Origin of the sequence: Brenneria roseae subsp. roseae (genome assembly GCF_003115845.1) — a bacterium.
Classification (GTDB): Bacteria; Pseudomonadota; Gammaproteobacteria; order Enterobacterales; family Enterobacteriaceae; genus Brenneria; species Brenneria roseae.
This window is the reverse complement of sequence record NZ_KZ819023.1, coordinates 115,315-136,885: the sequence shown is the minus strand read 5'-3', so window position 1 is coordinate 136,885 and position 21,571 is coordinate 115,315. Positions and strand designations below refer to the sequence as shown.

Sequence of the window (21,571 nt, the reverse complement as noted above, 5' to 3'; positions counted from 1 at the left end):
ACTTTCCTTGCAGGCCAACGACTGACGACAACGAGGAAACCACTCCTCCCCCAGGCTGGAAAACTCAATATAAATTTTTTTATATCAGCGTGTCACATATAGGCCCAGCAGGTGATTTATAAATTAATCCCGCACCACGATCTGGCTTTACCGCCTGTTTCTGGCGAAAAGGACGATTCATATAGTTTTATCGGCAATCGATCAGATTCTTGTAGCGACAAAGCAAAATCAGAGTTGCGATTTATTTCAAGCGCGGAAAAACAGACGATGGATGAAATTGAAATGAACTGGCCCGATTAAGGTACACAACGATGCCGGAAAGTTTTAATGAGATGAACGGCGATAATGAAGAGGTTGGTCAACTGTCTGAAAGGGAGCCTGTCGGCTCCCTCTTGAAACTCCCCGACAACTAATTAGTGATTACGGATGTAGTCGTCCATGTCGGTTTTCAGGTTATCGGATTTTGTACCGAAAATTGCCTGAACCCCGGAACCCGCAACCACCACACCCGCAGCACCCAACTGTTTCAAACCCGCCTGATTCACTTTTGATACATCCCCTACGCTAACGCGCAGACGAGTGATACAAGCATCCAGATTAGTGATGTTTTCTTTACCACCGAAGGCAGTAACCAGTGCCGCCGCCATCTCAGTGCTATCCTGAGCGACCTGTTCGGAAGACGACTCTTCGCGACCCGGTGTTTTCAGATTCAGCCTGGCAATCAGCACGCGGAAAATGGTGTAGTAAATCAATGCATAGCACAGACCAACGATCGGGAACAGCCACAGGTTGCTACCGTTTCCGCTCAGCACGACAAAGTCGATCAGACCATGAGAGAAGCTCGTACCGTCACGCATACCCAGCAGAATACAAATCGGGAATGCCAGACCAGCCAGAATCGCATGGATCACATACAGGATCGGCGCAACAAACAGGAAAGAGAACTCAATGGGTTCGGTAATCCCGGTAAGGAAAGACGTCAACGCCGCAGAGATCATGATACCGCCGACTTTGGCGCGGTTTTCCGGTTTGGCAGAGTGCCAAATCGCGATGGCCGCAGCTGGCAGACCATACATTTTAAACAGGAAACCACCAGACAGTTTACCCGCAGTCGGGTCGCCTGCCATATAGCGAGGAATATCGCCGTGGAACACCTGACCCGCCGCATTGGTAAATTCACCGATCTGCATCTGGAAAGGTACGTTCCAGATATGGTGCAGACCGAAAGGCACCAGAGAACGTTCAACAATACCGTACAAGCCGAATGCCAGTACCGGGTTTTGATATGCGCCCCACTGAGAGAATGCCTGGATAGCGCGCCCGACCGGTGGCCAGATGAAGGACAGCACGATGCCGAGCACGATGGCGACCAGACCGGAAATAATCGGCACAAAACGTTTACCTGCGAAGAAACCGAGGTATTCCGGCAGCTGAATGCGATAAAAGCGGTTAAACATATACGCGGCAATAGAACCGGCGATAATCCCGCCGAGTACGCCGGTATCCGCCAAATGCTGCGCTTCAATTTCCGCCGCCGACAGATGCAACACCAGGGGAGCAACCACCGCCATGGTTTTCACCATAATGCCGTAGGCTACGACCGCCGCAAGTGCTGAAACACCGTCATTATTGGTGAACCCCAGAGCGACACCGATAGCGAAAATCAACGGCATGTTGGCGAAAACAGATCCGCCAGCTTCCGCCATAACATGGGATACAACCTCAGGTAACCAGCTGAAGTTGGCCGCACCGACACCCAGCAGAATACCTGCGATAGGGAGTACGGATACGGGCAGCATCAGCGACTTACCTACTTTTTGCAGGTTTGCGAATGCGTTCTTAAACATAATTGAGTGTGCTCCTGAGTAATGATGCTGTTACTTCATATAGGCAAAGGTGGGGAGATGACCCTTTGCATTTCGGGGAGTCTTAGCCCCCTTTTAATTTTTACGCAGAGTAAAATAAATAGGCTCCTCAATGTTTGATAGCTATCACGTTTCCATGAGCCGACAAGTCGAGTTAGCGCATAAATTAAGCTCATTTGTGATATATCGCTAAAAAACAGACATTCCTGACGAGGAATCACCAGGTCAGGATCGCTATGAGTCACTATTAATTACACAGATAAAAAAAACTCGGCTATTCTCAACCACTACCGAATAGGGGTCAACCGCGCAGGATCGATATGGAACAGGCGGGAGAAATTATCCGTCGTGGCGGCGGCCAGATTTTCCAGCGTCGTCCCTTTCAGGACCGATAAATATTCGGCCACATCACGAACATAGGCAGGCTGGTTTTCCTGTCCCCGGAAAGGAACCGGCGCCAACCAGGGGGAATCTGTTTCAATCAGCATACGATCCAGCGGCACATAGCGCGCAACATCACGTAATTCTTCCGCATTACGGAACGTGATAATACCGGAAAAGGAAATATAAAATCCCATGTCCAACAGCGTTTTGGCTGTGGACAGATCTTCGGTAAAACAATGCAGCACGCCGCCGCATTTCTCTACCCGCTCTTCCTTCAGAATGGTAATGGTATCTTCCCTCGCCGCACGCGTATGTACGATGACCGGTTTATTCAAGTCATTGCCAATACGAATATGCTCGCGGAAAGATTCCTGCTGCTGCACTTTGGTTTCCTGCTGGTAATAATAATCCAGCCCTGTTTCCCCCATTGCCACTACCTGACTGGCAGCGGCCAGTTGGCGAAGTTCGGCATAATCATAGGGCTTATCCTGATTGAGCGGATGAACGCCACAGGAAAACGCCACATTATCTCGCTCACCGATCTGTTCCGTCATGGCTCGAAAGCCCGGTAACGTAGTCGCTACGGCCAGAATGAAGCCGACATCGCGGCGTTTTGCCTTATCCAGAACGTCAGACACGTCTTTATGTAACGTCTGATAATCCAGACCATCAAGATGACAGTGGGAATCAACTAACAACATGATATTTACTCAAAATTGATTAAGCAGAGAATGGATGAAAGTGCCGCTGAACCGTGGCGGACAGGCTCTGTTCGGCATCAAGCAACCGTTCCGTTAACAGCAGTTCGCGGTTAACGCCGGTCACCATCAATAATTTTTGCCGGCAAACCAGCCATTGGCGCAGCTCATACTGTAATTGGGCATTTGCAAATGCATGCGCTAAACGTTCAACCAGCAGCGCCTGATCCTGATTAACCCGATGTTCGTCCACGCCTTGCTGCCGCTTAATCGCATCCAACAGTAGCGACGTCAGCCAGTGAATACGCTCATCGACATCATCATGATTAAGCTGTGGGATTAATGAGAGCAGATCGTGCGAAGTCAGTGAAGCAAGTAATCCCTGACACAATGCGTTACGCTGTTTCCAGCGCTCCGGTTGCAACAGTATCTCCGCAGCCAGCGGCGCCCCCGCCTGTAGCCTCAGTGCCGTTCGTATCGCCTGTGTATCATGACGATGACGCGCGTTTAACCACAGTAAACTCTGCGTTTCGTCCGGAACATGCAGATACTGATACAAACAGCGGCTCCGCATCGTCGCCAGCAGACGTGAGGGTTCACGGCAGCCAAACAGAAAATAGGTACGCTGCGGTGGCTCTTCCAACGTCTTCAGTAAGGCATTGGCCGCCGCTTCCGTCAAAAGCTCAGCAGACGGCAACCAAATCACCTTGGCTCCGCCCTGCCGTGAATGCTGGTAAAGCTTATCCAGCACACTCCGCACTGCGTCAATCCCCAGACTCTGCTTCCCTTTTTCAGGGGTGAGCGTATACCAGTCCGGATGAGTACCCGCCACCATCAAATTACAGGCGTGGCACTTGCCGCAGCTTTTTATGCCGTCGGGATGCTGGCACATCAGCCAACGGCTTAACGCATAAACCAGCGAGTCATCCCCCATGCCGGGTAACGCATGCAATAAAATGGCATGATGACCTCTACCCGCCTGATATTGCGCAATCAACTGGCGGTATGGCGCGTTAAGCCAGGGATACCAATCCATTAGTCACGATCCTGAGAAAAAGCAACAGCCTGCGCATCCTGCTGATGTAATCCCTGCTGTTGCAGCCATTCCCGCAGCGTTGCCTGAATCTGCGCACTGACATGTTCCAGCGACTGGGATGCATCAATGGTGACAATGGTACGATCTGCCGCCGCCAACGCCTGATAACGAGCGCGGGTACGTTCAAAAAACGCCAAAGATTCCTGCTCAATACGATCCAGCTCGCCGCGCGCGCGCGCGCGCTGCAATCCGATGGCGGGAGGCAAATCAAGATAGAGGGTCAGGTCGGGACGAAAATCTCCCAGCACGGTATCACGCAGTGACAACAACAGCTGTTGATCGATACCCCGGCCTCCCCCCTGATAAGCCTGTGAGGAGAGATCGTGCCGATCGCCAATCACCCACTGACCATTGGCCAGCGCAGGTTTAATAACGTTATCGACCAATTGTACTCTGGCGGCATACAACATCAGCACTTCCGCTTTGTCCGTCACCTTTTCATTCGCCATGCCCTGTTTGATCAATTCCCGCAGCTTCTCAGCCAGCGGCGTACCGCCGGGCTCACGCGTAAAAATAACATCCTGAACGCCATATGCCCGCAGCGTCTCGACAACAACATTACGCGCCGTTGTTTTCCCCGCGCCTTCCAAACCTTCAATAACGATAAATTTACTGTTCATCCCGTTCCTTCAACACTGAGCGGTATACCCTTACAGCACGATTATGATCTGCAAGGTTAGTGGTAAAACTGTGCCCGCCTTTACCGTCAGCCACAAAATAGAGATATGACGTTTTAGCCGGGTGCGCTGCTGCATCCAACGACGCTTTACCCGGCATGGCAATTGGCGTTGGCGGCAAGCCAGAGATGATATAAGTATTGTAAGGCGTCGGCGTATCCAGCGCCTTACGGGTAATCACGCCAGTGTACTCTTCTCCCATGCCATAAATAACCGTTGGGTCGGTTTGTAAACGCATGCCGACACGCAGCCGGTTAACAAACACAGACGCTACCTGGGGACGCTCTTCGCTGACGGCCGTCTCTTTCTCAATAATAGATGCCATGGTAAGCAACTCATCCGGCGTCTTGTAAGGTAATCCGTCTGCTTTCCCTTTCCATACGTCATCGACTGTTTTCTGCATCCGCAGGTAAGCCCGTTGCAACAGAGACAGATCGGTTGTATTCGCGGTATACAGATACGTGTCTGGATAAAACCACCCTTCCGGGTTGGATTTATCTTTTATATCCAGCTCCGCCGCAATCTCCTGCACACTCTTATCCACCAGCACATGTTTAATATAGGGTGACTGACGCAATGTTTCGAGCCAATCTCTCAGGCGTGAACCCTCAACAAAGCGGATAGAAAATTGCGCTTCCTTCCCGCTGGATAATAATGCCAGCATCTCGCGGACGGTCATACCGGTGGTGAAACGATATGTTCCCGCTTTAAACTTGGCCAGTTCCGGTTCAGCACGCAGCAACCAGGGAAAGAACGTCCCTTCGGTAATAATCTTCTGATCCAGCAATAACGCTTCCAAACCTTCACGCCCTGTGCCAGGGGGCAGCGTAAAAATCGTTTCTTGCTCAATCGCGAGTGGCGAACTGGCGAACTGCTGTAGTTTCTGCCACAGAAGCAGACTCGCTAACAACAGTAAAGCGACAATCAGAACACCAATCTTCTTTCTCTTCATAAATCAACCATCGACTAACAGTTAGGGCTCAGAAACCGATACAAATCTCTGGAGCGATAACACCAGACGTGAGCCTGGTTTACGGGGATAACAGGCATCAATGCGTTACAGACTAAAACCTCGTCGGCCTGGGCGAGCGCGGTTAGCGGTTCAGCGACAATGTGGACGTCAAAATCAGTATCGTCCAATAGCGAAAGGATATGCCGCCGGGCAACGCCATCGACACCGGCGTAGGATAGATCCGGCGTATAAACCTGATTCCCCTTACGCCAGAATAGATTAGCCGCACAGCATTCCACCAGCGCGCCGGCGGTATCAAGCACCAAAGCCTCATCGGCAGGCGTCTGATCCAGATGCGCACGAATCAAAACCTGTTCCAGACGATTAAGGTGCTTGATGCCCGCCAGCAGTGGATTTTTAGCCAGCGCCACCGGACTCAGGTTCAAACGAATACCCTGTTCACGCCAGCGAACATAATGCGCGGGATAATCAGCCTGCATGACAATACGTGTCGCCTGCCCACAGCCCTGGCTGCTGTAGCCCCTGCCTCCCTGACCTCGCGTTAACATAACTTTTACCACGCCCTGCTGACGCCCCTGAGCCGCCAGTTTCATTTCTTCCGTCAGTTGCGTCCAGTCAATCGGCGGTAATATCAGACGTTCGGCCGCTTGCTGCAAACGAATGATATGGCGATCAAGCCAGATAATTTGACCATGCCCCACTCTGGCGGTGGTAAAACAGCCATCGCCGAACTGGGTAGCACGGTCCGAAACCGATAGCATGTCCTGCTGTTGACCATTTATCCAATACATGCCTCTTTTCCTTTCAGCCAAGAGTCGTCAGCTTGTCAGTAAACCAAACCGCCAGGCAAGCGGCCATAAAAAAACCCGGAAACCGGGTTTTTTTAATAAAGAGCAATGATCAAACCTTACGGAATATCAGTGAACCGTTTGTTCCGCCGAAACCAAAAGAGTTACACAACGTATATTCCATATTGCTGACCTGACGCGCTTCATGAGGCACAAAATCAAGATCGCAACCTTCATCCGGATTATCCAGATTGATCGTTGGCGGTACAGACTGATCGCGCAGTGCCAGAATACTGAAAATAGATTCAACTGCCCCTGCGGCACCCAATAAGTGACCGGTCATCGATTTTGTCGAACTGACTAATACGCGATTGGCATCCGCCCCAAACACAGACTTGACGGCCTGAGTTTCAGCTTTATCACCGGCAGACGTAGAAGTACCGTGCGCGTTGATATAGCCAATCTGAGTGGTGGATACCCCTGCGTCACGCAGTGCGTTTTCCATCGCCAGCGCGGCTCCGGCGCCATTTCCCGGCGGAGACGTCATATGGTAGGCATCGCTGCTCATACCAAAGCCGACCACCTCCGCATAGATTTTAGCGCCGCGTTTTTTGGCGTGCTCATATTCTTCCAGCACCACCATACCGGCACCGTCGCCCAGCACAAAACCATCACGGTCTTTATCCCATGGACGGCTTGCGGCCTGCGGGTTGTCGTTGCGGGTTGATAATGCGCGCGCGGCGCCAAACCCCCCCACGCCCAATGGCGTACTGGCTTTTTCCGCCCCACCCGCCAACATGACGTCAGCATCATTGTAAGCAATGATACGCGCGGCATGGCCGATATTATGAACACCAGACGTACAAGCCGTGGCGATCGAAATACTCGGACCGCGCAAGCCGTACATAATGGTAAGATGCCCGGCAACCATATTCACGATGGTTGAAGGCACGAAGAACGGACTGATTTTACGAGGGCCGCCGTTCACCAGGGAGCTATGGTTCTCTTCAATAAGACCCAGGCCACCAATGCCGGAACCAATCGCCGCACCGATACGCGGTGCATTTTCTGCCGTTACTTCAATACCGGAATCTTTTACGGCCTGAATACCCGCCGCGATCCCGTATTGGATAAAGGCATCCATTTTGCGTGCTTCTTTACGCGAAATGAATTCTTCACTATCAAAATCCTTTACTAAGCCAGCAAAACGCGTTGCGTAGGCACTAGTATCGAAATGGTCGATCAGGCTGATGCCACTCTGACCGGCAAGAAGAGCACTCCAGGTAGACTCAACTGTATTGCCGACAGGAGATAACATGCCCAGTCCGGTCACAACTACTCGACGCTTAGACACGCTTGTCCTCCAGGGAGGGAAAAATATGACACTGCGGGACAAAAAACTTAGGCGGTCGAATGACCGCCTAGATATGTTCGCTTACTGCTGGTTAGCCTGAATGAAATCGATGGCTGCCTGAACAGTCGTGATTTTTTCGGCTTCTTCATCTGGAATCTCAGTATCAAATTCTTCTTCCAGGGCCATTACCAGCTCAACAGTGTCAAGAGAATCAGCGCCGAGGTCGTCAACGAAAGAAGCATTGTTTACGACTTCTTCCTGCTTAACACCAAGCTGTTCAACGATGATTTTCTTAACGCGTTCTTCGATAGTGCTCATACTCTTAAATTTCCTATCAAAACTCGCTTTCGCGATGGTTTTCGTAGTGTATAAAATGTTGAAAAAGATGCAACAAAATCCCGGCTGGTCGAACCACGATTTTGTGCTATTTTGCGGTCATCACCGCAAATAACGCAAATAGTTTTCGTGCTTTTTAGATCATATACATGCCGCCATTGACATGTAATGTTTCGCCGGTAATGTAACCTGCCTCGTCAGAGGCTAAAAATGCAACAGCACTGGCGATTTCTTTAGCATCACCAAGCCGATTAGCTGGAACCTGGTTCAAAATGCCTGCTCGCTGTTCTTCTGTCAACGCCTGAGTCATATCTGTTTCAATAAAACCCGGCGCAACAACGTTGACCGTAATACCACGGGAAGCCACTTCACGTGCGAGGGATTTACTGAAACCAATCAGTCCAGCCTTCGCCGCCGCGTAGTTTGCCTGTCCGGCATTGCCCATCGTGCCGACAACAGACCCGATAGTAATGATACGGCCAAACCGTTTTTTCATCATAGCGCGCATTACAGCCTTGGACAGTCGGAACACGGATGTCAAATTCGTATCCAGAATATCCTGCCATTCGTCTTCTTTCATGCGCATTAACAGATTATCGCGGGTAATCCCGGCGTTATTGATCAAAATGTCAATTTCGCCGAATTCAGCACGAATATCCGCCAACGCTTTATCGACTGACGCCACATCAGCGACATTCAGTATATAACCTTTACCGTTTTCTCCCAGCCACGCGCTGATCGCTTCCGCGCCTTTTTCGCTGGTTGCGGTCCCAATGACTTTTGCGCCCCGGGCAACCAGTGTCTCAGCTATCGCACGGCCGATGCCTCGGCTTGCGCCGGTAACCAGTGCAATTTTTCCCTCAAAACTCATTGTTTTCTCCGTTCTTATTTCTCAAGCGCCGCTGACAGAGAGGCAGGATCGTTCACCGCGGCGGCTGTCAGGGTATCGACGATTCGTTTGGTTAAACCAGTCAGAACTTTTCCAGGCCCGACTTCCAGCAGTAACCCGACACCTTGAGATGACATCAGCTCGACACATTCGGTCCAGCGGACCGGGCAGTGGAGTTGACGCACCAGCGCACTGCGGATCGCTTCCGGCGACGTTTCAATACGCGCGTCAACATTATTGACGACGGGGATTGACGGTGTCTGGAAATCAATAGACTCAAGCGCGGCAGCCAGTTTTTGTGCCGCCGGCTCCATCAATGCACAGTGTGATGGTACGCTGACAGGCAACGGCAATGCACGTTTGGCGCCTGCCGCTTTACAAGCCGCACCCGCTCGTTCTACCGCTTCTTTGTTACCGGCAATAACAACCTGTCCGGGAGAATTGAAGTTTACGGGTGAAACAACCTGCCCCTGCGCGGACTCCTCACACGCTTTGGCGATAGCATCATTATCAAGACCAATGATCGCATACATTGCCCCCGTACCTTCAGGCACCGCTTCCTGCATGAGTTTACCACGCAATTCGACCAGGCGGACTGCCTGTTGGAAATCCAGCACACCGGCACAGACCAGAGCGGAATATTCGCCCAGGCTATGGCCTGACATCAACGCAGGCTGTTTACCGCCCTGCTGCTGCCAAACACGCCAGATCGCCACAGATGCCGTCAGCAACGCCGGCTGGGTCTGCCAGGTTTTATTCAACTCCTCAACAGGCCCTTGCTGGGTAAGCTGCCACAAATCATAACCTAAGGCGTCAGAAGCCTGAGCAAAAGTTTCAGTAACAATCGGATATTCTGCCGCCAGTTCAGCCAGCATACCAACCGTCTGAGATCCCTGTCCGGGGAAAACCATTGCAAATTGCGTCATATAAAATCCTGTTTAATCAAAAACGAACCAATGCAGAACCCCAGGTAAAGCCGCCGCCAAAGGCTTCAAGCAATACCAGATGTCCAGGCTTGATACGCCCGTCACGCACCGCTTCGTCCAAAGCAGATGGTACAGAGGCAGCAGAAGTGTTGCCATGACGATCCAGCGTCACAACCACTTTGTCCATTCCCATACCTAATTTTTTTGCAGTCGCGCTGATGATACGCAAATTTGCCTGATGAGGCACCAGCCAATCCAATTCACTTTTATCCAACTGAGAGGCTTGTAACGTTTCTTCAACAATATGCGCCAATTCAGTCACCGCGACCTTAAAGACTTCATTGCCCGACATTGTCAGGTAGGCAGGCGTCTCCGGATGAGCACGATCCTGATGCGGCAACGTCAGCAACTCACCGTAGCGACCGTCCGCATGCAAATGCGTAGACAAAATGCCCGGCTGTTCTGATGCTGCCAATACCACGGCGCCGGCACCATCGCCAAACAGAATGATCGTACCGCGATCTTCTGGATCCAGCGTGCGGGACAAGGTATCGGAACCGATAACCAGGGCATAATCCACCGCACCATTTTTTATATATTGATCGGCCACGCTTAACGCATAGGTAAACCCGGCGCAGGCGGCGGCCAGGTCAAATGCAATCGTATCTTTTATATCGAGCAACTGTTGAATCTGGCAGGCCGAGCTTGGGAACGCATAGCTTGATGACGTCGTCGCCACGATCAGTAAACCGACCTGCGATCTGTCAATGCCCGCCATTTCCAGCGCTTTTTGCGCGGCATGGCATCCCATGGTCGCGACGTTTTCATCTGACGCTGCAATGCGGCGTTCACGAATGCCGGTACGCGTAACGATCCATTCGTCAGACGTCTCCACCATCTTCTCTAAATCAGCGTTCGTCCTGATTTGTTCAGGCAAATAGCTGCCCGTTCCGATTATTTTTGTATACATGTACGCTCAGTCACTCTTGGGTAATACAGCTTCTAGACGGGCAGCAATTCGCTCTGGGAGTTGCCGCCGTACCGTCTGCATCGCCTGTTCAATGGCAACGGCAAACGCTCTCTGGTTCGCTGCGCCATGGCTTTTGATTACAGTTCCCCGCAATCCTAACAGACATGCGCCATTATATTGGTCAGGATTCAAATGACCGAAACGCTTTGACAACCGTTTTTGTAACAAACGTCCCAACCATTTCAACCACCAGGACTGTTTTTGCTTGTGTTCAGTACCGGAAGAGGAGGACTTCAGCAACGATAGAAACATCCTTACCACGCCTTCCATCGTCTTCAACGTAACATTACCGACAAAACCGTCGCAAACCATGACATCCGTCTTTCCTGTCAACAATTCATTGCCTTCAAGATAGCCTATATAGTTGATTGACGGTGTATTTTTTAATCGGCTTGCCGCCTCGCGGATATTACTAAGGCCTTTACTCTCTTCTTCGCCGATATTCAGCAACGCGACCCGGGGATTTTCCAGTTCAAGCACCTCTTCCGCCATCACTGAACCCATGACCGCAAACTGAACCAGCATCGTGCTGTCGCAGTCAACGTTGGCTCCCAGATCCAACACGACGGTTTTGCCATGCTGCTGATGAGGCAAAATGGAAACCAGCGCCGGACGTTCAATTCCCTCAAGAGGTTTGATCAGGAGCTTCGCCAATCCCATCAACGCGCCGGTATTGCCCGCACTGACACAAGCCTGCGCCCTTCCGTCTTTAATCAGCTCAAGTGCGATACGCATCGAAGTTCCGCGACTGGCGCGGATAGCCTGCGACGGTTTTGCATCACTGGCAATAACCGATTCGGCCGGAACAATTTCTAACCGGGATAATCGTTCAGAATCGACTTTGGCAAGTAATGGCGCAATCGCGGCGGGATCGCCAACTAATAACAGACTGAGACCTGGATTAGAAGCCAGTGCCTGCAATGCAGCAGGCACTGTTACGCAGGGACCGAAGTCCCCGCCCATCGCATCTAACGCCAGAGTTAGGCGTGTCAAGGTATTGCCTTGTCAATAATTCGCAAGAATTACTTGGCGATGACCTTGCGACCGCGGTAGTAACCGTCCGCAGTGATGTGGTGACGCAGATGAGTTTCGCCAGAAACTTTATCTACGGATACGGAAGAAGTGGTCAGCGCATCGTGAGCACGACGCATACCACGTTTGGAACGGCTAGGTTTGTTCTGTTGTACGGCCATGGACCTTACTCCTTAATTACTTACGCTTTAAACTGGCTAATACGGCAAACGGATTCGGCTTTGCCGCCTCTTCAGGCAACTCGCCAAACACCATGTCCGCTTCGGACACTTCACAGTGTTCAGAATCATGTACCGGGGCGATAGGCAACGTCAGGATGATTTCATCTTCAATCATTGCCAGCAGATCGACTTCGCCAAACTCATCAACGTCGACCGGCTCATACGCCTCCGGTAAAGCTTCGGCCTGTTCATCATTGATGACCGGGCTAAAACAAAACGTCGCATGAACCTGATGTTCAAATGGCTTTCCGCAGCGTTGGCACATTAATGTAACCGCAACATCCGCACTACCGTCAATCACCGCTAAGCGCTGACTATCAATATTGAAAGACAAAGAAGCCTGAACATCACTGTCCACACTCACCACTGATTCGGCAACTCGCGTCACCTGCTCAGGCGTATAAACACCAACATAATCTAAACGCTTTTGAGCAGTACGAACCGCATCAAGGGTTAAGGGTAATTTTACCTTTTGCATAGGGCGCGCATATTAACGTCGTAACGACATAGAGTCAAAGAAAAAGGCAGTGAAGCACGACCTTTCACCAATATTCGCTTCCGGAGCGGCGCACAGTTTAAAATGCCTTTCATCATTACGCTACGGTTTATAAAAAAATTATGTATCAGATCGTTCTTGCTTCCACATCGCCCTATCGAAAAATGCTGTTGGAAAAGCTCGGCATCCCTTTTATCTGCGCATCCCCAGAGGTTGATGAAACCCCGTTTCCCGATGAAGAGGCCGTCGCGCTGGTTGCCCGTCTTGCTGAAAACAAAGCCAGAGCCCTTGCGCAATACTATCCTCATCATCTGATCATTGGTTCCGATCAGGTGTGTGTATTGGGAAATCGTATTACAGGAAAACCGCATAGTAAAACCAACGCGGTACAACAGTTACGCGCAGCCAGCGGAAAATGCGTCTCTTTTTTTACCGGATTAGCACTTTTTAATAGCGCCCGGCAACGTATGCAGCACATTGTCGAACCCTTTGAGGTTCATTTCAGGACGCTGACCGATGACGAAATTAATGGTTATCTGGAACAAGAACAGCCCTGGAACTGCGCCGGTAGCTTTAAAAGCGAAGGGTTGGGCATCGCCCTGTTTGATCGATTGTCAGGCCGCGATCCCAATACGCTGATAGGATTACCGCTGATTGCGCTGACAGAGATGCTGAAAAAAGAAGGGATAAACCCGCTGACCCGAGGCTAACCCTTCAGCATACCTTGCACACCAGGGTATGCTGAAAAGATTGGGAGATTAGGCTTTTGCTTTGCGCAATACTTGCAGACAACGACGCAGCTGTTCATCCAGCGGCGCTTCAATTCTGAGCGTTTCCCCCGTATTGGGGTGCGCAAAGCGTAATGCCAGCGCATGCAGGAAAAGACGTTTTAGCCCCGTTCCCGCTAATTGCTGATCGAATTCCCGCTCACCATAGCGATCGTCAAATGCGATCGGATGGCCTGCATATTGCGCATGAACGCGGATCTGGTGGGTACGACCGGTTACCGGGCTGGCGCGAACCAATGTCGCCAGTTCATCAAAACGCTCTTCAACCTTAAACCGCGTTTCCGAGGGCTTGCCTTCGCTATTCACGCGCACGATGCGCTCGCCGCTCTGAAGACTGTTTTTCAGCAATGGCGCCTGCACCACTTTACAGTGTGACTGCCATTGTCCGCGAACCAGCGCCAGATAATCTTTTTGCATCCCTTTGAGACGCAGTTGCTCATGCAATGAGCGCAGTGCGGAACGTTTTTTTGCCACCAGCAGGACACCGGAGGTGTCGCGATCGAGGCGATGCACCAGTTCCAGAAAACGGGCTTCAGGGCGTAGCGCCCGAAGCCCTTCGATCACGCCGAAACTCAATCCGCTGCCGCCATGTACAGCCGTACCGGACGGCTTGTTCAACACCATCAGGTAATCATCCTCATAGATGATGCAATCAGCCAGCGCCGCGACTTTGCCAAGGCTGGCCGAAACGGGCGTTTCATCACGTTCAGCCTGTCTGACCGGAGGAATACGGATTTCATCCCCGGCCAGCAATTTGTATTCTGGCTTGATCCGCTTTTTATTTACTCTCACCTCACCTTTTCGCAAGATGCGATACACCATGCTTTTAGGCACACCCTTTAAATGGGTATGCAAAAAGTTATCAATGCGCTGTCCGGCCTCATCGGCGGAGATCGTTACAAAATGTACTGAAGGATTGTCTGTTTTCATGATGCGCGATTCTAAATAGAGCGGCCGGATAGCGCCACTCCTTTTTCTGTGCTTAACTGTGAGTCTGACTTATGAAGATATTGTTACACCCGCGGGTTTGGCTGATTTTCGTTTCAACCACTACCCGTTTGGCGAATCTACCCAATAGATTTCAAGATAATGGGTATGACGGCGCAACTATCTTGATACTGACAGGCAAAGTCACCTTGCTATAACAGTGTCAGCAATGGAATAATGCTTTTGCGTTTTCCGCGCTGATTTCCATTAAAACAAGGGAAATTGCGGAATTATTAAGTTTGCCTGATGACACACACACGCAGCAATGGCGTAAGACGTAATGTGTAATCAAGCAGTTAGCGGGCTGCGGATTGCAGCTTGGCCGGTAAATGGAATCAGATCTGGCGACATTATTCAGAAGCTGTTCCCTCAGTAAATGCGCTGTTTTCCATCAGGAAATACAGGCTACCGAAACATGCGCCTCTATGCAGGCGACAACCGGGAGGTTGACGTCCCTGCGATAAGCCACGAGGCCATCGGTTCATGCCGGTCATGCGGTTCTTTTTGTCCGCAGCTCTATCAATAATGCAAGTAAAAATAACGAGTAAGTTAAAGATGAAGAGAATGTTGATTAACGCGACTCAGCAAGAAGAGTTGCGTGTTGCCTTGGTTGATGGTCAACGGCTGTATGATCTGGATATTGAGAGCCCCGGTCATGAGCAGAAGAAAGCAAATATCTACAAAGGTAAAATCACTCGCATAGAACCCAGCCTTGAAGCCGCTTTTGTTGATTACGGCGCTGAAAGACATGGTTTTCTCCCCCTCAAAGAAATCGCTCGCGAATATTTCCCCAGCAATTATTCCTCTCATGGCCGCCCTAACATCAAAGATGTATTGCGTGAAGGTCAGGAAGTTATTGTCCAGGTAGATAAGGAAGAGCGTGGCAACAAAGGCGCAGCGCTGACAACGTTTATCAGTCTGGCCGGTAGCTATCTGGTATTAATGCCAAACAACCCTCGCGCCGGCGGTATTTCCCGCCGAATTGAAGGTGATGACCGTACAGAGCTGAAAGAAGCGCTGGGCTCATTGCAGTTACCGGACGGCATGGGGCTGATTGTTCGCACCGCCGGTGTGGGTAAATCCGCCGAAGCGCTGCAATGGGATCTGGCTTTTCGCCTGAAACATTGGGAAGCCATCCAAAAAGCGGCAGAAGGTCGCCCTGCGCCTTTCCTGATCCATCAGGAAAGTAATGTCATTGTACGCGCATTCCGCGACTATTTACGTCCTGATATCGGTGAAATCCTGATCGATAATCCCAAAATTCTCGATTTGGCCAAAGAGCACATTTCAGCGCTCGGCCGTCCCGATTTCAGCAGCAAAATTAAACTGTACAGCGGTGAAATCCCACTGTTCAGCCATTATCAAATCGAATCCCAGATTGAATCGGCTTTCCAGCGCGAAGTACGTCTGCCATCCGGCGGCTCCATCGTCATTGATACCACGGAAGCATTGACGGCAATCGATATCAACTCCGCCCGGGCCACTCGCGGTGGGGATATTGAAGAAACTGCTTTCAATACCAATCTGGAAGCCGCTGATGAAATTGCCCGCCAGCTGCGTTTACGCGATCTGGGCGGTCTGATCGTCATCGACTTTATCGACATGACGCCGGTTCGCCACCAGCGTGAAGTAGAGAATCGCTTACGTGATTCGGTACGACAGGATCGTGCCCGCATTCAGATTGGCCGGATTTCACGTTTCGGCCTGCTGGAAATGTCACGCCAGCGTCTGAGTCCGTCACTGGGTGAATCAAGCCATCACGTTTGCCCTCGCTGTAGCGGTACGGGTACCGTGCGTGATAATGAATCACTCTCTCTGTCCATTCTGCGTCTGATCGAAGAAGAAGCGCTGAAAGAGAACACCAAAGAAGTTCATGCGATTGTTCCCGTTCCTATCGCGTCCTATCTGTTGAACGAAAAACGCGACGCCGTTAATGCTATCGAGATGCGTCAAGGGGGCGTGCGGGCCGTTATCGTTCCTCACGATGGCATGCAAACCCCGCACTACTCTGTAGTGCGCGTCCGGAAAGGTGAAGAAAAACCGACGCTCAGCTATCTGTTGCCACAGCGACTGGAAACCGAAACGCAACAGTTGCAGGAAGAACAGACCGTTGAACGTAAACAGCCTGAACAACCGGCTCTGGCAACCTTTACCATGCCAGATATGCCTGCCGTCGCAGAGGAACGCGCTCCCGCTGCGGCAAACGCCGCGCCAACAGCAACATCCGCCGCGGTGGCACAGGCGCAGCCTGGACTCATCAGCCGTATGCTTGGCGCACTGAAAGGTATTTTTGCATCCGATACCGCGCCGCAAACAGCCAGTGCAGTTGAAGAGAAAAGTTCAGAATCCGCAACGGTGAGTGACGGCCAACGTCAGGAACGTCGTAATCCGCGTCGCCAGAGCAACAACCGCCGCGATCGGGGTTCCCGCGATAATAATCGTGAACCGCGCGAAGATCAGCGCCGTAACAAGCGCCAGACGCCGGAAACCGTTGCTGAGACGCGTGTTGCGGAAGAGACGGAAAAAGCCCCGACTGATGAGCAACCGCGTCGTGAACCGCGCGCAGAACGCCAGCGTCGCCGTCAAGATGACAAACGTCAATCGCAGCAGGAAGTAAAAGTTCAGAGTACGGTCGTTGAAGAAGTTGAAGACAGCAGCGGCGAACAGGAAAAACCGGCGCCGGTTATGCAGCGCCGCCAACGTCGTCAATTGACGCAAAAAGTCCGTGTTCAATCTGAAAGCGAACTGAAAGCCATTGCAGACGCCACGCCTGTCGCAAAAGATGAAGCGGTACCCGCGCCGGTAAAACCGGCGATTGAGCCCGTTAACGCGACAGACAGCGCCGAAGCTGACAATGAGCAATCGGCGGATGCCACCAATCGTGCGAATGCCGAGAATGGCGGTATGCCACGTCGCTCACGTCGGTCACCGCGTCATTTGCGCGTCAGTGGACAACGCCGTCGTCGTTATCGTGACGAGCGTTACCCATCACAGTCACCGATGCCGTTGGAATATGCGGCCGCATCGCCAGAGATGGCTTCTGGTAAAGTGTGGGTAAACTACCCTCTGGCACAATCTCAACAACTGGAACAAGCCGAGAAAGCGTTACCAGAAGACTTACCAGAAGACAATGTGGCTATTGCAACGACGCCTCTTTTGCCAGCCATTGTTGAAGATGTTGCGCCGATCGTTGAAAGCGTCGTGCAGGATGCGCCTGTCGCTCCGGTAGTTACCGAGGCGCCTTCCAACACGTCAGTCTCTGAAGAGACTGACAAGCCAGCGCCAGAGAGCACGCTCTCTGCTGAGCCGGCACCTGAACCTCAGGCGCAAGAAGAGACCACGGCGCAAACGCCAGCGGTACAAACGGTCATTCCTGCGGAAACAGCGGAAAACCCAGCCGTTGAAGAAACGGTTGAAGCAACCGCCGCCGCTGCAACGATCGTGGTAGAAGCTGTTGAAACTGAGGTTATTGAGACTGCGGTGGACGAACCTGTAATGAACGATCCCGTCAATACCACAGCAGACGCGCCCAACGAAACAGAGGCGATCGAAACCGCTGTAACAGCTACGGTAGTCGCGGCAAAAGAAGAACAGCCGGTACAAGCGCCACAGCCGGCTGCTGAAGACGCTCATGACACCGTTGCAGATGACGCCATCGATCAGGCGGTGGTGAAACAAACGGCTGAACCCGTTGTCGCTCCCGTACCTGTGGCGGCATCTGCTGCCGTTGAACTCGTGCGTTACAAGCATCTTGCAACAGCGCCGATGACGAAGGCACCCGCGCCGGACTATCGGCCGGAACCCGTTCGTCATAGCGATTGGGTTCGCCCTGAGTATCGGTTCACAGGGAAAGGTTCCGCAGGCGGTCATGCCGCGGTTAATCAGGCAACCGCCCCGGCAACCAAACCGACTGCTGTCAGCGAATAAAACATATTCGCTTGTCATTGAGTAAAAACACCCGCCGATTGGCGGGTGTTTTTTATGGCGGGCCGCTGCATGCGACGTTGAAAATTTCTATTATTAACCCAGATACTTAAGCAGCTTTACTTCCATACTTTCTGTTTTATCGCTCAGTTCAGCAACCAGACGTTTAAAGTGCGCAGTTTGCTCATGTTCATCCAGTACATCCTGGTTTTTCCAACGCTCAAAAAACACAAACGCCCCGGGTGTATTGATCTGTTCGTGGAGATCATACTGTAGGTTACCAGGCTCCTGACGACTAGGTGCTACAACCTTTTTCACCGCCGCGGCCACATCGTCAACAAACTCCGCTTTCGCTTGTAAACTGGCAACGATACGAATTTCCATGGTAGTCCTTACTCTATTGATTAAAAGATCCATCTATGAGAGGCCAATTGCGACTTAATTTCAAGCATTGATCAACAAACGGATGCATTAAAAAGACTTTACGCTTATCCTTATTCCCCGCCGTATCAGCCCAAAATCAACTGACAAATGATGTTTTTTACTGACCGCCGGAGCGCTATTCCATGACCGCACAGCCTACTATTCTGAAAATTCGCCGCCCTGATGATTGGCATATTCATTTGCGTGACGATCAGATACTGGAAACCGTTCTTCCCTATACCAGCCGCTTTTTCGGCCGCGCAATTATCATGCCAAACCTGACGCCGCCGGTTACCAGCGTAGCCGCGGCCATTGCTTATCGAAATCGTATCCTTTCGGCTATTCCGGAAGGCGATAGTTTTCAACCGCTGATGACCTGCTATTTGACGGACTCACTGGATGCCGCAGAAGTCGTCAACGGTTTTGAGCAAGGCGTATTCACCGCCGCCAAACTATACCCGGCCAATGCCACCACCAACTCCAGCCATGGCGTCACAAACATTGCCAATATTGCAACCATTCTGGAAAAGATGCAGGAAATCGGCATGCCGCTGCTGATCCATGGTGAAGTTACCGATCCGTCCGTTGATATTTTTGATCGTGAAGCCCGATTCATTGAATCGACGCTGGAGCCATTACGCAAACAGTTCCCGGAACTGAAAGTCGTCTTTGAGCACATTACGACCAAAGAAGCTGCACAATATGTTGTCTCCGGTAACCAATATCTCGCGGCAACCGTTACGCCTCAGCATCTGATGTTCAATCGTAACCATATGCTGGTTGGCGGTGTACGTCCGCATCTTTATTGTCTGCCTATTCTTAAAAGAAATATTCATCAGCAGGCGTTGCGGGAAGCCGTGGCTGGCGGTTGCGACCGCCTGTTCCTCGGGACCGACTCAGCACCGCATGCCAGACACAGAAAAGAATCCAGCTGTGGCTGCGCCGGCGTTTTTAACGCTCAGGCCGCTTTGAGCGCCTACGCCACCGTTTTCGAGGAAATGGGGGCATTGAGCAAACTCGAAGCCTTCTGTTCCCTGAACGGTCCGCGTTTCTACGGTTTACCGGTCAACGAAGACTGGATCGAACTCTACCGCGAACCTGTCACCTTCCCGGAAGAAATCCAAATGGGGAGTGAATCATTAATTCCTTTTATGGCCGGACAAAGCCTGAACTGGTCTGTTCGATAGTCAATATTCCCATCATCCCCAAGATGATGGGTTAAATTTTCCTGCACGGCTTGTGCTTTCCCGACAAGAACTGTATAAATAAACAGTTAAAAGTTGGAGGTAATCATGCGTGTAGAAATCACTCTGTCAAAGTCATCTCCCTTACCTGCGGGTGCTATAGAGGCGCTTCAGCATGAACTGGAGCATCGCATTCATAAGCATTATCCCGCGACCCCGATTCAGGTCCGCTATGCTGGCGCCAACAGCCTGTCGGTTATGGGAGCGAATAAAGATGATAAAGATCGTATCTCTGAAATTCTGCAAGAAACCTGGGAAAGCGCCGATGACTGGTTTACGCCGGAATGATTAGGAAAAAACTGAATGTGCGTGTCTGTGCATAGGGTTTCTACGGTTTCGCCCTATGCTTTACTCGCTAACACGGTGTTCCGTTTGTTGAAAACCTCGGCAGAATGATAAATTATACCCGATAATGTGCAGTAAATTGATATAGGCATTTCGCCATTGTGTTATGACGGGGGTACCTATTATGACAGTTGAAAAACCAGAAGAAGCAATGACATTTGGTGAACTGCTGGAATTAATCGCTGAACAGCAGCGAAAAATTGATGTTCTGGAGCTTGCTTTTTCATCTCTGGTGTTCTGTCTTGACGAAAAATCAAACCAATTGATGATCCACAATCTGAAGTTAGAATCGCAAAACGAAAACCGCGACCCGGTGATGAAAAAACATCTTGCCCGGTTTGCCGCCACCTTAGAGAAAAATGCCGGTTTAAATACCGAGTAGTTTTTTCATCATTTCTTTTCCTCTTGTGTTATCGTTTGGGGCTAAAACGTATTCGTCCCAAACGTTTTAATTTTTGTTCATAAAGTTTTTTGCAGAAAAATTGAAAATATTTTCCATAAATTAAATAAGCAACGATATACTAATATTGCTCTTCTAAATAAGAAGCCGCCTTAAACCTCGTTAGTCACTCATGTTAGTAACTAGTCAATAAGGGGTATTTATGGATAGAAAAGATGAAGTTATTCAGACGCATCCTCTTGTAGGTTGGGACATCAGCACCGTTGACAGTTATGATGCCATGATGATCCGTTTACACTATTTATCCACCGCGGATCAAACACCAGACAAAGCGCAAGTTGACCGTACGCTATGGTTGACAACAGATGTGGCAAGGCAATTGATATACATACTTGAAGCAGGCATTGCTAAAATTGAATCAACCGATTGTCAGTCCAGTGACTACCGTAAACATTAGTTGTTGATATTGTTTGTTAATATTTTTTCCAATACCAGATTTATCTCATTACATGCTTAATAACAACACCGCCTTCATGGCGGTGTTGTTATTTTGAGCAGGGTGTTTACGCCCTACTTTACACCGCTGAATTTCTCCTCCGCGACTGCATAACCAATAATCACTAACTGCATCATTATTCAGCTAATAAATAATTATAAATCGGGAAGTTTAATCATCGGGATGCTTTTACCCGTCT

General features: G+C 50.7%; 23 protein-coding genes. 7 read left to right on the top strand and 16 right to left on the bottom strand.

Going from position 1 to position 21,571, the window contains the following annotated elements; translation table 11 throughout:
* Positions 1-111: 111 nt before the first annotated feature.
* On the top strand, positions 112-300 hold the full coding sequence (locus tag DDT52_RS02945) for a hypothetical protein (protein ID WP_136155031.1): 189 nt from the start codon (positions 112-114) through the stop codon (positions 298-300).
* 113 nt (positions 301-413) lie between these two features.
* On the opposite strand, the gene ptsG is transcribed toward DDT52_RS02945, so the two are convergent.
* From ptsG to yceD, 14 genes are all read right to left on the bottom strand, one after another.
* A complete protein-coding gene (ptsG, locus tag DDT52_RS02940; RefSeq protein ID WP_136155030.1) occupies positions 414-1,847 on the bottom strand; it encodes a PTS glucose transporter subunit IIBC in 1,434 nt (477 codons plus the stop codon).
* Positions 1,848-2,152: 305 nt separating this feature from the next.
* Positions 2,153-2,950 carry a metal-dependent hydrolase gene (locus DDT52_RS02935; protein ID WP_136155029.1) on the bottom strand — a complete coding sequence of 266 codons (798 nt, stop codon included), beginning with the start codon at positions 2,948-2,950 and terminating at the stop codon, positions 2,153-2,155.
* Between the two features lie 19 nt (positions 2,951-2,969).
* Positions 2,970-3,983: a DNA polymerase III subunit delta' gene (holB, locus tag DDT52_RS02930; RefSeq protein ID WP_136155028.1), complete on the bottom strand. Its 1,014-nt coding sequence runs from the start codon at positions 3,981-3,983 to the stop codon at positions 2,970-2,972.
* Positions 3,983-4,663, bottom strand: coding sequence for a dTMP kinase (tmk, locus tag DDT52_RS02925; protein WP_136155027.1), 681 nt, complete (start codon positions 4,661-4,663; stop codon positions 3,983-3,985). Before tmk ends, holB begins: the two co-directional genes overlap by 1 nt.
* Positions 4,653-5,672: an endolytic transglycosylase MltG gene (gene mltG / locus DDT52_RS02920; RefSeq protein ID WP_136155026.1), complete on the bottom strand. Its 1,020-nt coding sequence runs from the start codon at positions 5,670-5,672 to the stop codon at positions 4,653-4,655. The genes tmk and mltG overlap by 11 nt, the downstream gene beginning before the upstream one ends.
* A 14-nt stretch (positions 5,673-5,686) precedes the next feature.
* Entirely contained in the window at positions 5,687-6,484 is a 798-nt protein-coding gene (pabC, locus tag DDT52_RS02915; protein WP_136155025.1) for an aminodeoxychorismate lyase, read from the bottom strand.
* A 109-nt stretch (positions 6,485-6,593) separates the two neighbouring features.
* Complete coding sequence (fabF, locus tag DDT52_RS02910; RefSeq protein WP_136155024.1) at positions 6,594-7,835, bottom strand: beta-ketoacyl-ACP synthase II; 1,242 nt, start codon at positions 7,833-7,835, stop codon at positions 6,594-6,596.
* A gap of 81 nt (positions 7,836-7,916) precedes the next feature.
* Positions 7,917-8,153: an acyl carrier protein gene (gene acpP, locus DDT52_RS02905; RefSeq protein WP_005970506.1), complete on the bottom strand. Its 237-nt coding sequence runs from the start codon at positions 8,151-8,153 to the stop codon at positions 7,917-7,919.
* A 154-nt stretch (positions 8,154-8,307) separates the two neighbouring features.
* Complete coding sequence (fabG, locus tag DDT52_RS02900; RefSeq protein ID WP_136155023.1) at positions 8,308-9,042, bottom strand: 3-oxoacyl-ACP reductase FabG; 735 nt, start codon at positions 9,040-9,042, stop codon at positions 8,308-8,310.
* A gap of 14 nt (positions 9,043-9,056) precedes the next feature.
* Positions 9,057-9,986 (bottom strand): ACP S-malonyltransferase, encoded by a 930-nt coding sequence (fabD, locus tag DDT52_RS02895; protein ID WP_136155022.1) that lies wholly within the window; start codon positions 9,984-9,986, stop codon positions 9,057-9,059.
* A gap of 16 nt (positions 9,987-10,002) precedes the next feature.
* Positions 10,003-10,956 carry a beta-ketoacyl-ACP synthase III gene (locus tag DDT52_RS02890; RefSeq protein WP_136155021.1) on the bottom strand — a complete coding sequence of 318 codons (954 nt, stop codon included), beginning with the start codon at positions 10,954-10,956 and terminating at the stop codon, positions 10,003-10,005.
* Between the two features lie 6 nt (positions 10,957-10,962).
* On the bottom strand, positions 10,963-12,009 hold the full coding sequence (gene plsX / locus DDT52_RS02885) for a phosphate acyltransferase PlsX (protein WP_136155020.1): 1,047 nt from the start codon (positions 12,007-12,009) through the stop codon (positions 10,963-10,965).
* Positions 12,010-12,038: 29 nt separating this feature from the next.
* Positions 12,039-12,209 carry a 50S ribosomal protein L32 gene (rpmF, locus tag DDT52_RS02880; protein WP_009112338.1) on the bottom strand — a complete coding sequence of 57 codons (171 nt, stop codon included), beginning with the start codon at positions 12,207-12,209 and terminating at the stop codon, positions 12,039-12,041.
* Positions 12,210-12,225: 16 nt separating this feature from the next.
* Positions 12,226-12,747 carry a 23S rRNA accumulation protein YceD gene (gene yceD / locus DDT52_RS02875; RefSeq protein WP_136155019.1) on the bottom strand — a complete coding sequence of 174 codons (522 nt, stop codon included), beginning with the start codon at positions 12,745-12,747 and terminating at the stop codon, positions 12,226-12,228.
* 140 nt (positions 12,748-12,887) lie between these two features.
* On the opposite strand from yceD, the gene DDT52_RS02870 reads away from it, so the two are divergent.
* A complete protein-coding gene (locus DDT52_RS02870) occupies positions 12,888-13,475 on the top strand; it encodes a Maf family protein (RefSeq protein WP_136155018.1) in 588 nt (195 codons plus the stop codon).
* Between the two features lie 48 nt (positions 13,476-13,523).
* Here DDT52_RS02870 and rluC read toward each other — a convergent pair whose 3' ends face one another.
* Positions 13,524-14,483 carry a 23S rRNA pseudouridine(955/2504/2580) synthase RluC gene (gene rluC, locus DDT52_RS02865; RefSeq protein ID WP_136155017.1) on the bottom strand — a complete coding sequence of 320 codons (960 nt, stop codon included), beginning with the start codon at positions 14,481-14,483 and terminating at the stop codon, positions 13,524-13,526.
* A gap of 612 nt (positions 14,484-15,095) precedes the next feature.
* On the opposite strand from rluC, the gene rne reads away from it, so the two are divergent.
* A complete protein-coding gene (gene rne, locus DDT52_RS02855) occupies positions 15,096-18,467 on the top strand; it encodes a ribonuclease E (RefSeq protein WP_136155016.1) in 3,372 nt (1,123 codons plus the stop codon).
* Positions 18,468-18,560: 93 nt separating this feature from the next.
* On the opposite strand, the gene DDT52_RS02850 is transcribed toward rne, so the two are convergent.
* A complete protein-coding gene (locus tag DDT52_RS02850; RefSeq protein ID WP_136155015.1) occupies positions 18,561-18,848 on the bottom strand; it encodes a putative quinol monooxygenase in 288 nt (95 codons plus the stop codon).
* A 182-nt stretch (positions 18,849-19,030) separates the two neighbouring features.
* On the opposite strand from DDT52_RS02850, the gene pyrC reads away from it, so the two are divergent.
* From pyrC to bssS, 4 genes are all read left to right on the top strand, one after another.
* Positions 19,031-20,074 (top strand): dihydroorotase, encoded by a 1,044-nt coding sequence (pyrC, locus tag DDT52_RS02845; RefSeq protein ID WP_136155014.1) that lies wholly within the window; start codon positions 19,031-19,033, stop codon positions 20,072-20,074.
* Between the two features lie 105 nt (positions 20,075-20,179).
* Positions 20,180-20,419 (top strand): DNA damage-inducible protein I, encoded by a 240-nt coding sequence (dinI, locus tag DDT52_RS02840; RefSeq protein WP_109053202.1) that lies wholly within the window; start codon positions 20,180-20,182, stop codon positions 20,417-20,419.
* A 181-nt stretch (positions 20,420-20,600) separates the two neighbouring features.
* Positions 20,601-20,858: a hypothetical protein gene (locus DDT52_RS02835; RefSeq protein ID WP_109053203.1), complete on the top strand. Its 258-nt coding sequence runs from the start codon at positions 20,601-20,603 to the stop codon at positions 20,856-20,858.
* 220 nt (positions 20,859-21,078) lie between these two features.
* Positions 21,079-21,333 (top strand): biofilm formation regulator BssS, encoded by a 255-nt coding sequence (gene bssS / locus DDT52_RS02830; protein WP_109053204.1) that lies wholly within the window; start codon positions 21,079-21,081, stop codon positions 21,331-21,333.
* The last annotated feature ends 238 nt before the right edge of the window (positions 21,334-21,571 follow it).